The organism is Nostoc sp. (genome assembly GCF_036917275.1).
Lineage (GTDB): Bacteria > Cyanobacteriota > Cyanobacteriia > Cyanobacteriales > Nostocaceae > Nostoc.
This window is the reverse complement of sequence record NZ_JBALDF010000047.1, coordinates 165,414-178,664: the sequence shown is the minus strand read 5'-3', so window position 1 is coordinate 178,664 and position 13,251 is coordinate 165,414. Positions and strand designations below refer to the sequence as shown.

Genomic DNA, 13,251 nt, shown 5'->3' with positions numbered 1-13,251 from the left:
AAACTGCGATCGCGCCAAAAGTTAGCACCACATCACCTGAAATTGGTAAAACTGCGATCGCGCCAAAAGTTAGCACCACATCACCTGAAATTGGTGAAACTGCAATCGCAGCACAAGTTAGCGCCACATCACCTGAGATTGGTGAAACTGCGATCGCACCAAAAGTGACTGCAACATCATCTGAAATTGGTGAAACTGCGATCGCGCCACAAGTTAGCGCCACATCGCCTGAAATTGGTGAAACTGCGATCGCACCACAAGTTAGCGCCACATCGCCTGAAATTGGTGAAACTGCGATCGCACCAAAAGTTAGCAATACATCATCTGAGATTGGTGAAGTACCCAAAATAACAGCCACATCACCTGAAATTGGTGAAACTGGGATCGCGCCACAAGTTAGCGCCACATCGCCTGAAATTGGTGAAACTGGGATCGCGCCACAAGTTAGCGCCACATCGCCTGAAATTGGTGAAACTGCGATCGCGCCAAAAGTTAGCACCACATCATCTGAAATTGGTGAAACTGCGATCGCACCAAAAGTTAGCACTACATCATCTGAAATTGGTGAAACTGCGATCGCGCCAAAAGTTAGCACTACATCATCTGAGATTGGTGAAACTGTGATCGCGCCACAAGTTAGCGCCACATCGCCTGAAATTGGTGAAACTGCGATCGCACCAAAAGTTAGCACTACATCATCTGAAATTGGTGAAGTACCAAAAATTAGCGCTACATCGCCTGAAATTGGTGAAACTGCAAGTATTTTCAGGAAAATTATTGACAATGAACAAACAGTAAAATCAGAATTTCCCACTGCGGTAACAAATCCTGAAATATCAACCTATGTTGATACCTCAGATAATCCAATTTCCCTGCAAGATCAAGTAAACACACCACCTAAAGTCGAGCAAAATACCACAAAAGAAAATTTGCCAGCACCTAAAGGTTATGCTACTGATGGTCAGGTGACAGACTCCCATGTTAATACCAGGGATGCACAGAAAAATCTACCTGTATTACATGACATCAACACTGGTGGGACACCGCAGGATATTATCCTTCCAAGTTTACAGACACCCGATCCCACAGAACCAGAACAAAAAACTTCTCCAAAGACTCCGACTAAAGTCGATTCTTTTCCAGACACTTCATTACAACTAAAAAGCGCCCAGACTCATTCATCTCATGTATCTAATTCTTTAATTCCTTCTTCCTTGGGGTTGAATATTGGAAAACAGAAACTTTCGATCCTCAATTCTCCACAGCTTAATCCTCTTCAAAACGATACAAGTGATGTAGGTGAACCTTCACCTCAATACTCATCGCCTCCCCTGATTTTCCGAAAAGCAAATCCTAATACTACTACTAATACAGCTTCCCAATCATCAAACACACCTTCTCAATGGTCAAGTGTGGAAGATTTACTAAATGGAAATAATGCTGAATTCACTAACTTTAATTTTAATGGTGTGGAATCTAACAGCCAAAAATATGAATTTTCTGATGTTTCAGAATCGCCACAAGTTTTTGCTAAACGCCTTCCTGCACCTAGAGGCTTTGCTGAGGATGGAAAGGTCACTCCACCCGACACATCTAGAGACATAGAACCAGTAACTGAGACGATAAAGAACACTTATTTGTCTTCTAAAGGAGATGCTAAAGATGATACGGATGATCTTGAAGCTCTAGCCCGTGAAATTTATAGCAGATTACGACAACGGATAGAAATTGAGCGAGAGCGTCATGGCGGTCACTCCGGCCGATTACCTTGGTAAATTCCCATTCAATAATTAATTTTCGGAGAAATACTCAAATGCCAAGTCCAGCAATTATTGTTATTCAAAAGCTTCAACCGCAACTTGAGAAAGCCAAACTTATAGCTTATAACAAAGAAGCACCAGATATTGAATTAATGTTTAATCCCACCGACATTAGTTTTGCTCGCACTGTTAGGTGGAAAAATGATGATGGTAATAGAGGAACTACTCTACTTCCCAAGATAAATTTTTCAGCAATTGAGCCTTATACTTTCACACTTAAACAGTTACTATATGATACTTATGAAACAAAAGAGTCGGTAATGAAAAAGTATATAGATAACATCAAGAAAGGTGTAGAAGCTATCACTAAAATACCTGACAGTCGTCCACCTGTTTACATATTCACATGGAAAACAGAGTATTTTTATTGTGTAATCACGAGTCTAACTTACACTTTAAATATGTTTCTGAGTGATGGGACACCTGTAAGGGCACTGGTAGATATAGCCTTGCAAGAAGTAGATCAAAAAAACCTTCCTGGAGGAACTCAATCTGCATCTCAAGGCACAAATCGTCAGCCAAATAATAGTCTAGGAAATACTGGAAAACAAAATTCACAAAACTCACCAAAGTCACAAAGCCCACCAAAGTCAGGAAGGAGATAAATACTAATTTATCACTAGTTTGTTCTTAAAGATTGCTCTGAACATTTTATAGTTGCAAAAGAATAGTTATGCCTACTAAAGAAAGCCTTTATTTAAGTAATCTTCAAATTCAAATAGACGGAAAAGCCGCTTCTCCTGAATTAATGGAGGATGTCTTGCAAATGACAATAGAAGAAAGCCTTCATTTACCAGCGATGTTTACGCTAGTAATACATAATAGCTATAATCCTACATCTGACCAACCACAAAACCAACCTTGGCGACATGAGCGGTTTTTTAAAATTGGGAAAAAAGTGACGTTGGGTTTTAGTTCGAGTACTACTCAAGATAAGAATTTTAAAGATGAGATAGAAAATGTACTGATTGAAGGCGAAATTACAGGGATGGAAGTTCACTTCAATGAAAAATCTGAAGCTGATATGATTGTTCAAGGCTATGATATTTCCCATCGTCTTCACAGAGGTCGTTATAATCGTTCTTTTTTGAACCAAACTGATGGCAAGATAGTCGAAACAATAGCTAAAGAAGTAGGGATAACAGTTGGCAATGTAGAGAAAACTACCGCAGTCAATGAGTATGTTTTCCAAGAAAACCAAACTAATATGGAGTTTTTGCGGGAAAGGGCAGCCCGCATTGGTTTTGAATTATTTGTTACAGATGGCAAAATAAATTTTTGTCCACCAAAACCAAAATCTCAAAAACCTTTACCACTAGAATGGCTGGTTGATATTAATAAATTTAGTACTCGCGTCACCAGTGCTGAACAGGTGAGTTCTGTGGAAGTACGTGCCTGGGACTATACCAAGAAACAATTGATTACCGGAACAGCAAACAAAGAGGAGCAACTAACTAAAACAGGTAATAATCAAGGAAGTAGTACTGGTACTGCATTTACCAATCTTAAGTCCTACAAAATGACTGTTGTAGATAAACCTGTTGCCACTAAAAAACAAGCAGATACTATGGCTCAGGCTCTGTGTGATGAACTCGGAGGAGAATTTGTTTATGCAGATGCCAAGGCAGAGGGTAATCCTGAGATTCGACCGGGACGAATTATTAGTCTTAAGGGTATGGGCGATCGCTATAGTGGAGAGTATTATGTTACAGAAACCCGCCATTTCTACAGTAAGCGGGTTTATTACACTGATTTCAGTGTCCGGGGACTACGTTCTGGTGACTTATTCACAACGCTATCTACACAAAAACGCCTACTGCCATCTCAGACTTTATTAGTGGGAATTGTAACTGATAACGAAGACCCAGAGGGATGGGGTAGAGTAAAAGTCAAGTTTCCCACCCTCACAGAAGATCATACAAGTGACTGGGCGAGAGTTGTAGCTTTGGGAGCAGGAGTTAGCAGAGGTTTCGACTGTTTACCAGAGGTGAACGATGAAGTCTTAGTAGGTTTTGAGCATGGCGATATCTACCGTCCCTACATAATTGGCGGAGTATGGAACGGGACCGATGCACCGCCGGAAGACGTGGTTGACTCAGTTACGACGAAAGGTCTTGTAAGATTACGCACCTTTAAAACTCGTGTAGGACATATTCTACAGTTTGTCGAAGAGGATGAAACAGGTGCTAGAGGTGCTAGAGGTGGTAAAGGTAGTAAAGGTGGTAAAGGTGGTAAAGGTGGTAAAGGTGGTAAAGGTGCTAGAGGTGCTAGAGGTGGTGCAGGTGGTAACACTAGCAACACTAGTAAAAAAGGTATTCGCGTAGAAACTATATACGGTCACAAAATCTATCTCAATGATAGTGAAAAGTGTATAGTGATTCAAACCAAAGGTGGTCATACAATCAAAATGGACGACACACGTATGAGTAAATCTGTTTTAGTGCAATCAAGCGGCGGTCATGAAATTAATATGAACGATGTAAATAAAAATGTTTCTGTGACATCAAAAGGTTCTCTGTCATTAGATGCTTTTACAACTATAGACATTCAAGCTAAGGGCATTATTACACTCAAAGGTTCGCTGATTAAACTTAATTAATTACTAAGTTGTAATGACGCTCTTTACAAGATGTTGCGCGTAGCTTGCTTCCCTGTAAGGGTACAAATACTCGCTCTAAGCGTTCTCGTAGCGTCTCGTAGAGAAGCCATACCGTAGCCTTTACGCTACGCTAATGTAATTCGTAATTTTCGGCGAAAAATCATAGCAAATTATAAATTGTTTGTATGTTAATTGGTGAAGGAAATAAACTATGGCTCTGCAAGTATGTTCTGGCGCAACGCTCAAATGTAGCTTTGGTGTAGCACCAAGTTTGTTGGTAGTTACGCCAATCAATCGGGTATTGACTCGTACACCAGATGCTAACATTTTGGATAACAAGCCGTTGGTTAATATCATGCCTTTTGGTATGTGTTTATCTCTCGCAAATCCACAAGTTGCATCCGCTACCGCAGCCGCCCTTGGCGTGTTGACTCCCATGCCTTGTGTGCCTGTGATCCCTGCCCCGTGGGTACCCGGTTCGCCTACTGTTCTGATTGGCAAAAGCCCAGCGCTGAATAATTTATCTAAATTAATGTGTGCGTGGGCGGGCGTGATTACGGTAATTAACCCCGGTCAAACAACCGTATTCATCCCTTGAAAATGCAGTTGGTAATTTCAACTTTCAGGAGTTTAGCATCGGGAGTCAAGAGTGGAAGGTGTTTGCCGAGTAACTTTAATGCTGCATAAAGTCAGATGTAATGTCTACAGCTTCTCTTCTAACTTGTATAGCGTATTATAAAACGGATATATTTATACTACACTTGCGACAAATCATGGGTTAGCCCCTTTCCTATTCAATCTCGACCTTTGGCGAATAGGCTTAAACCTTCTATGCCGATATCTTTGAAGATATCCATATAACAGCTGTCTAAGTACCAGATATGGTTTATGGTGGGCAAAAAGACTATTTAGGAACAGGTTTGGCTTATCCACTGCATTTAAATGTGCAAGGTGGGATACAACTTAGCCGTGAAGATCAAAAAGTTAAAGAATCTATTTGGATTATCCTTCGCACTGGGGTAGGTGAGCGGCTTTATCGACCTACCTTTGGATCTCGCTTGTCAGAATTGGCGTTTGCAACCTTGAATAGCGAGACGCTACTGCGAATCCGTCTTTATGTCTTGGAAGCTTTAGAAGTTTGGGAACCGCGCATTATTATCGATGAAGTTATCGCCGATCCCGACCCTGTACGTGGCAGAGTGGATATCATCATCAATTATCGACTCAAAGACGGGCCCGATATTTATAGTTTTGTTTATCCTTATTACTTGGTTTCAGCTGGGGAGGAATCGTGAACTTTGACTTTTTACCGAAATTACCTTCTTCCAACTTAGACGATCGCGCCTTCGATGATTTGGTGGAAGAATGTATTATGCGTATTCCTCGCTACTGTCCAGAATGGACAGACCATAACCTTAGTGATCCAGGGATTACGCTAATTGAGTTATTTGCTTGGTTAACTGACCAGATGTTGCTCAGATTTAACCAAGTACCTCGAAAAAATTATGTAGCTTTCTTAGAATTACTAGGTATTCGTCTCCAGCCTGCCGCCCCAGCCCGCACGGAATTAACTTTTTATTTAAGCGCTGCACTGCCTGAAGCCTACACTATTCCAGCAGGATTAGAAGCTTCAACTATCCAAACTGAAACCACAGAAGCTATTACCTTTAGTACAGATTCTCCTCTAATTATTGGCATACCCAGGATACAGCATTTCTTAACTGCCCAAATCGCCGAAGACATTCCCCAAACTCTGCGAGAAAGAGTCACAAGTTCATGGACTCGTGAATCTGACGGTTTCTGGACAGGTAGTGAACTATCGATATTTGAAGAGGAACCCCAGCCTGGTAACTGCTTTTATTTAGCGATCGCTTCTGATGATCCAATAGAAGGTAATGTTCTAGATATTACTTTCCAAGGAGCCGCAGCTACGCCTGCTGGTATTAACCCCAATCAACCGCCTCGGAAGTGGGAAGCCTGGGATGGAGAACATTGGCAACCAGTTTTATTGCAAGAGTCAGATGATGACACTCGTGGCTTCAGTTTTTACGAACTAGCTGAACAGGGCGGAAACCCGTCTCAAGGAGCAGATGTCCGTCTGCATTTACCGCAAAATTGGCCTGTTACCAACTTTACCTCTTACCGGGGTCGCTGGCTACGCTGTACCTTTACTGTCACAGAAACTAATCAATCTGGTTACAATCGTCCACCACGAATTATTGGTTTAGCAGTGCAATCAATGGGTGGTACGGTACGGGCTAGTCACAGTACTTTCATTCAAGATGAGCGTCTAGGAATCAGTGAGGGTAAACCCGGACAGACTTTTGAATTACAAAGCGCACCGATTTTAGAACGTAGAGAAAATGAATATATCTTAGTTACTCCGGCTGGTGGATTGCCTCAGAAGTGGACTGAGGTGAGAGATTTTGCTGATTCAAGGTCGCATCACTTTCATTACACCATCGATTCGATCACTGGTACAATCCAATTTGGGCCGCTGATTCGTGAACCTAGCCAACTTAAACAGCAAACACAGGTGCGAGGCCTGCGGCAGGCTCCGCCAACACGAATCCAGCAACCATCACTAAATGATACATTTGTACAAGTTAGTACCCTGGAAAACAATCAATCTGAACACCAGTACGGGGCGATTCCTCCCCGTGACTCAGAGATTAAAATGGTTGCTTATCGTACAGGCGGTGGTAGAGAAGGCAATGTTCAAGCTGGAACAATCCAGTTTTTGAAGTCTGCATATCCGTATATTACTAGTGTGATCAATCATGTACCAGCAGTCAATGGTGCGGATGCGGAATCATTGGAGCAAGCTGTGATCAAGGCTCCCCGCATCCTCCGCACCCGCGATCGCGCCGTCACTGCCGAAGATTTTGAAGTTTTAGCTCAACAGGCGGGGAATGGTGCGATCGCGCGTGTCCGCTGTTTGCCAGCAAATTCTCAAAGACAAGCTGGTATAGTTAGTTTGCTGATAGTTCCATTCGCAAATACAGATGCGATCGCCCAAGGCAAAGGGATGACACCAGAAGAGTTTGCTCTGAGTAATGCACTTCAAGAGCAAATTATGAGTTATTTAGATGAAAGACGGTTATTAGGGGTACAAATAGAATTAGAAGAACCGAATTACGTAGGTGTTTCTGTACAGACAGAAGTTGCTTTAGAGCCTGCTTATGATAACCCTTTTGCCAGAGAAGAAATTCGCAGCAATTTAAGGCGATCGCTCTATAAATATTTAAATCCATTAACTGGAGGAATCGATGGCAAAGGTTGGCCATTTGGGCGACCTGTTTATACATCGGATATTGTGGCATTATTACAACAAACCCCGGGCGTGCGTCATTTAGGCCCCGTTTTGCTGTTTCCCATCCGCAAGCAAGGAGAAAATTGGCGACGACAACCATCGCCAGAACAATTGATTGACCCAGGATCGGAAGGTTTAATATGTTCTTGGGCTAATACCAATCTGCGTTCAAATCATGATATCCAGATCATTAATCGCTGATACTAATAGCTAGAATAATACCTAATTTAATTAACCACAGAGGCGCAGAGAACACAGAGGAAGAGAAAAAGAGGAATTGGGTAATCTTGCACCGGGAACAAAGTAATCCAAAATCCAAAATCTAAAATCCAAAATTGGTAGAGGAGTTATGGTTCAAAGTCGCTCTAGTCCATCTGTACGCATTCAATTAACGCCAATGCAAATTCCTGAAGCTTTACCTGTGGCAGGTTTAGCATTTGCAAATGCGGAAAATATGGATGTATCTGGACGTAGTTTACTCTTGCATCCTGGGCATCCGAGCGAGATGATTGTGCAAGTGCAAAACTTAGAACAACGTCCTTTGCAGGTGAGCTTAAGCGTTGACGGAAATTTTCCTAGTGAGTGGTGTCAGATTGGCACAGAAGGTAGTGAGATACCACCTCGCGGACAAATGGATGCTGTCCTTTACTTCTCAATTCCCGACACATTTTTTGAAGACCAAGAAGCGATCGCTCCTGGAAAAAAAAACAAACTAACTCTCAATTTTCGCAGCTTAATTACTCTACATATAGACCGAGGCACTGACAACGAACAAATCGAGAGAAGTGAGTATTTTGATTTATATATCCGTCCTTACACAGCCTACATGGAATTCTTGCCAATTTTGTATCGGGAGGTAGACTTTATTGGTCGCTTCATCAAAATATTTGAGCAAGCTTTTCAACCAATAGTTGATAGTTATAACGTCATGTGGGCAAACCTCGATCCCTTAACAGCACCACAAGCACTGCTACCCTTTATGGCTCATTGGGTTGCTTGGCAAGTAGATTCAGTTTGGGATCTCCAGCAACAGCGGCGTTTAATTAGCCGGGCTGTAGAACTTTATCGCTGGCGGGGAACTCGTAAAGGATTGCGTCTCTATTTACATCTTTATACTGGTTTACCTCTAGACGAACATTTACCTAATGAAGCTGATAAACATATTAGTATTACAGAACCTTTTGGTCCAAGTTTCATTATCGGAGACGCACAACTAGGAAATGCAGTTTTAGCAGGTGGGCAACCATATCACTTTATAGTACGTTTGCGTTCAAATATTTCTAGTGGCATCATCAATGAAGAACTTATTAAAAGAATCATAGAACAAGAAAAACCTGCTTTTTGCACCTATGAACTATCTATAGAAAATCCTTCTAATTAAATAATTTGTAATTTGTAATTTGTAATTAAGTAAGTAAAATTAAATTGTAGGGTGTGTTATCGCCAAGAGTACGGCATCATCAAGAATTAAAAGTGCGTTAGCCTTTAGCAGAATACAACGCCAGTTGCTACAACTCTATAAACCAAAGCAACACATTGGCTTTCCTACATTTAATTTAAAATCCAAACTTGAATAGTTAGTATTGTTGGAGATTCCTGGAACAGGCTTTTAATCCCAAATCCCAAATCTAAAATCCCAAATCTAAAATCCCAAATTGATATGTCCCATCCTTTCCCACCCCCACCAATTAAATCCTTTGAACGCCTGCAAGCCGCAGACGGGTTACTAATCAATGCGGAACGCTGGCGCACAGCCCATGATTACCACCGTAATCGGCAAAATGCCCAATATCAAAGTTTAAACCAACCAGGAATTGTCTGCGGTTTAGGTGTCCGAGATGTGACTGCCCCAAGCCAAGTTGAAGCTAAATATCGAGATGGGCGCTGGGTGCAAATTCAACCTGGTATTGCAATTGATTTAGCAGGTAATCTAATTGTTGTACCGACTTCTTATGATTTTCCAATTGATATAGAAGTAGCAACTTCTGAACCAATCATGATCTACTTAGTAGTTAGCTATGTAGACCCTGATGAATTGCGGCGCGGACAGCAAAGAGATATTGTTCAAGAAACTTATCGAATTGACCAAAGAAACTCCATACCAGGCAGTTCAGAAATAGAAATATGCCGGATACTTCTACAACCCGGACACACTGATATTAACCAACCTGCGGATGCTTTCTTTCCTGGATATAACAATATTGATTTGCGTTATCGCCGTCAGGCACAAATGCGTCCCCAAGCACTTGTGTGTATGGCGCAGGCGAATCATAGTGATCCTGAATGTGCGCGTAATTTTTTCAGCCTTTCTTATTTGTTACAAGCAGTAGAACCCCTATATCCCAGTTTGCGAGGGGCTGATGAACCAGGTCAGGTTTCTTTGGGAGAAAATATTCAAGACTATGACATACTTTATCTGACAGGTGGACAGGCCATATCTTTAAATAGTCTCGAATTTGAATCTCTAAAAAATTACTTAAATTTAGGTGGTGTGCTTCTCATTGATGCACCAACAAATGCTACTGCTTTAATTGAGAGTACTCAAGCATTAGCACAACAGTTAGATAGTCCTTTAAGACCTTTAGAAGAATTGCAACGGAGTCATCCTTTAAGGACAAAACCTTTCTTATTTGCTGCCTTGCCAATGGTTAATCAACATCAGATTAAACTATTAATTGGTGGAGGAATTATTCTAGCAATTGGTGATTTAGCAACTGCTTGGGGACTGGATAGAGATTTGAGTTTACCTAGATTGACCATTCGTACAGCTCAGGAACTCGGAATTAATATTCTTCATTTTGCTTGGAAGCGGCGACAGTTGATAGGTTTGCAACAGGAAGATAATTCAGGGCAGTGGTGAAAGCCAAGTTAGTAGAGTGGGCATTGCTTTAAATAATATTGCACCTATTCCACATTTTTTGGCAATGCCTACTCGATAACCATATCTTGTACTTTGATATCTAATGCTGAAGCTGTTATGCTTCAAAAACACAATATTTTGCGATCACACGTGCGGAATGCGGGTTACTATGCTAAATCCAAATTATCAGAGAACTGTTGAGCAACTGCGTAAGTTAGCCTCTATGTTTTGGCCTTCAGAATTATCTAGACAAGAAGCTGAACTTAGCATAATTCCAAAACTCATTGAAACTCAAGACCAATTTATTGCCATTTTGAGCGTTGACGTGTCTAGCTTAGAGGGATTTTTTCAAATTGTTAATTCTTCAAATATGTCAGCAAATCTATTTCTAAAACATTTACTGGTGCTAGCTGACTTTGGCGGTGAAATGCTTCAGCGATTAAACAGTCAATTTAGCTCCATCTTTCCTTTAGGAAAGTTAGATTATTTATGGAATACACAAAATTATAACTATAGTTTTCGAGTTTTACCTGTGCTGGGTCAACTCAATAACAGTAAGCTTGGCATCAGTGGCAAAAAACTACTAGAGAATCAACCTCTTTCGGAACTGCATAAAGACATAATAGCCGTAGTTTTGTTTAGTAGTAGTTCTATTGATGAAAAAACAGCAGAAATACTAGCAAAGTGTGAAATCGGTAACTACATCGGTCTACCAGATAAATTGCAAAAATTTATTAAGCAAAGATATATATGGGTTAGTCGTATCACTGCTGGCTCTCAATCAAATACTTTAGGGCAAATTACTCAAACTTTGGTTAAAAAGTATTTAGAAGACAACCTTGATATTCCTAGTGTTAATATTAAGGCAAATGGTCATTTACCAGGCATAAGCCATACCGAAGTTAATGATCGTCCGACAACGTTTGATATTGTAGCTTCTAATGAAGATAAGTATGTAGGAATAGAAGTCAGCTTTCAGGTAACTACAAATAGTGTGATCGAGCGTAAGGCAGGACAAGCTAAATCTCGCTTTGAGCAAATTGAAACACTTGGATATAAAATAGGTTATGTCTTAGATGGTGCTGGCAACTTCCAAAGAGAAAATGCCCTGAGAACAATTTGTTCATATAGTCATTGTACAGTGGCATTTTCTCTTAAAGAGCTTGATGTACTTTGTAGTTTTTTAAAGGAATATTTTTTGTAAAAACAAGTAATTATACGTAACATATTAAACTTTGGGATAAAAGTAACTTATTATCTATGCATAAAATTCGGTTTGTGGATTTATTTTCGGGGATAGGGGGAATTAGATTAGCCTTTGAACAGGCTGCTGATTTTTTAAATATAGAAAGTGAATGTGTTTTCAGCAGCGAAATCAATTCAGATGCTCAATTAGTTTATGAAAAAAACTTTGCTCAAAAATCCTTAGGTGACATTCGATTAATTGATCAATTACCAGAACATGAATTTTTATTAGCTGGGTTTCCTTGCCAGTCTTTTTCTCATGCTGGCAAAAAAGAAGGGTTTCTCGATACACGAGGCACACTATTTTTTGAAATAACAAGATTACTCGATACCTATAAACCACAAGCTTTTATTTTTGAAAATGTCCGAGGGCTTTATAGTCATGATCAAGGACGAACCTTAGCAACAATTAAGCATGAAATTCAAAAAAGAGGTTATAGTTTTCATGCTTTTTTACTCAATAGTGCAAACTTTGGCTTACCGCAAAATCGTGTCCGCATTTATCTGGTAGGAATTTTAGATGCTTCTCCCACTTTTGAATTGATTTCTGACGTGGGGCCTAAAGACTCACATTCATATAATCCTCAGCAGTTATCTTTGTTTTATCCACCACAAAAATCTGTGACTGTTACCGACATTTTGGAAAGTAATCCAGATGAAAAATATAATTGCTCACAAAAGTTTATCAATGCGTTGAAACGAATATTTAATAATGATTTAAATCGCTTACATGGGATAAGGCTGATTGATTATCGGGGTGGAAACTCTATTCATTCCTGGGATTTAGGATTGCGTGGCGAGTGTAGTGCTGAGGAAATTGAACTAATGAACCGTTTCATATTAAAGAGACGAAATAAAGAATTTGGACAAGAACAAGATGGCAAACTATTAACTCATGAGCAAATAGCTAGCTTTTTTGAACATCCCAATTTAGGGACAATTTTGAATTCACTAGTTACCAAAAAATATCTAAAACTTATTAATGATAAATATAAACCTCTATCGGGTAACTTTTCATTTGAAGTTTATAAGTTTGTAGATCCAAATAAGATTTCGGTAACGTTGGTTGCTAGTGATGCTAATAGATTGGGAGTTTATCACAATCAGAGAGTGCGGCGACTAACTCCGCGAGAAGCTGCAAGGCTACAAGGTTTTCCTGATAGCTTTATACTTCATCCCAATGATGAGAAGGCTTACCATCAACTAGGAAATTCTGTGAGTATTAATGTAGTGAAAGCTGTGGCTCAGGAAGTGATCATGAAAGCCTTATATTATACTCAAAAAAGAACAGATAAATCTAAGCTTACGCTTGCTCAATCTTTGAATTATGTTCCTTAACTGGTAGTCAGTCCAACAGCTTGGTCTTAAGTAAGTGGCATTCTATTGTAAAGTAAATAAATAAGCAGGAATAAAC

At 40.2% G+C, this 13,251-nt stretch carries 11 protein-coding genes; 10 read left to right on the top strand and 1 reads right to left on the bottom strand.

All coding sequences use genetic code 11. The annotated features are described in order from the left end of the window. Positions 1–691: hypothetical protein (locus tag V7K35_RS18195; protein ID WP_335080603.1), on the bottom strand; the 691-nt coding region annotated here is incomplete at its 3' end. On the opposite strand from V7K35_RS18195, the gene V7K35_RS18190 reads away from it, so the two are divergent. The 10 genes from V7K35_RS18190 to dcm all read left to right on the top strand — a co-directional run bounded on the left by V7K35_RS18190 (position 621) and on the right by dcm (position 13,175). After that, a complete protein-coding gene (locus V7K35_RS18190; protein ID WP_335080602.1) occupies positions 621–1,775 on the top strand; it encodes a hypothetical protein in 1,155 nt (384 codons plus the stop codon). The genes V7K35_RS18195 and V7K35_RS18190 overlap by 71 nt on opposite strands. A gap of 38 nt (positions 1,776–1,813) precedes the next feature. Next, positions 1,814–2,425 carry a CIS tube protein gene (locus tag V7K35_RS18185; protein ID WP_335080601.1) on the top strand — a complete coding sequence of 204 codons (612 nt, stop codon included), beginning with the start codon at positions 1,814–1,816 and terminating at the stop codon, positions 2,423–2,425. Between the two features lie 68 nt (positions 2,426–2,493). Then, on the top strand, positions 2,494–4,419 hold the full coding sequence (locus tag V7K35_RS18180) for a VgrG-related protein (RefSeq protein ID WP_335080600.1): 1,926 nt from the start codon (positions 2,494–2,496) through the stop codon (positions 4,417–4,419). A gap of 211 nt (positions 4,420–4,630) precedes the next feature. Next, positions 4,631–5,017, top strand: a complete 387-nt coding sequence (locus V7K35_RS18175) for a DUF4280 domain-containing protein (RefSeq protein WP_335080599.1) — start codon at positions 4,631–4,633, stop codon at positions 5,015–5,017. A 283-nt stretch (positions 5,018–5,300) separates the two neighbouring features. Next, positions 5,301–5,714, top strand: a complete 414-nt coding sequence (locus V7K35_RS18170) for a GPW/gp25 family protein (RefSeq protein WP_273769682.1) — start codon at positions 5,301–5,303, stop codon at positions 5,712–5,714. Then, positions 5,711–7,933 carry a putative baseplate assembly protein gene (locus tag V7K35_RS18165; protein ID WP_335080598.1) on the top strand — a complete coding sequence of 741 codons (2,223 nt, stop codon included), beginning with the start codon at positions 5,711–5,713 and terminating at the stop codon, positions 7,931–7,933. The genes V7K35_RS18170 and V7K35_RS18165 overlap by 4 nt, the downstream gene beginning before the upstream one ends. A 148-nt stretch (positions 7,934–8,081) precedes the next feature. Further along, positions 8,082–9,113 (top strand): phage tail protein, encoded by a 1,032-nt coding sequence (locus V7K35_RS18160; RefSeq protein ID WP_335080597.1) that lies wholly within the window; start codon positions 8,082–8,084, stop codon positions 9,111–9,113. Between the two features lie 279 nt (positions 9,114–9,392). Further along, complete coding sequence (locus tag V7K35_RS18155; RefSeq protein WP_335080596.1) at positions 9,393–10,592, top strand: DUF4159 domain-containing protein; 1,200 nt, start codon at positions 9,393–9,395, stop codon at positions 10,590–10,592. A gap of 169 nt (positions 10,593–10,761) precedes the next feature. After that, on the top strand, positions 10,762–11,796 hold the full coding sequence (locus V7K35_RS18150) for a restriction endonuclease (RefSeq protein ID WP_335080595.1): 1,035 nt from the start codon (positions 10,762–10,764) through the stop codon (positions 11,794–11,796). Between the two features lie 74 nt (positions 11,797–11,870). Next, entirely contained in the window at positions 11,871–13,175 is a 1,305-nt protein-coding gene (gene dcm, locus V7K35_RS18145) for a DNA (cytosine-5-)-methyltransferase (RefSeq protein ID WP_335080594.1), read from the top strand. The last annotated feature ends 76 nt before the right edge of the window (positions 13,176–13,251 follow it).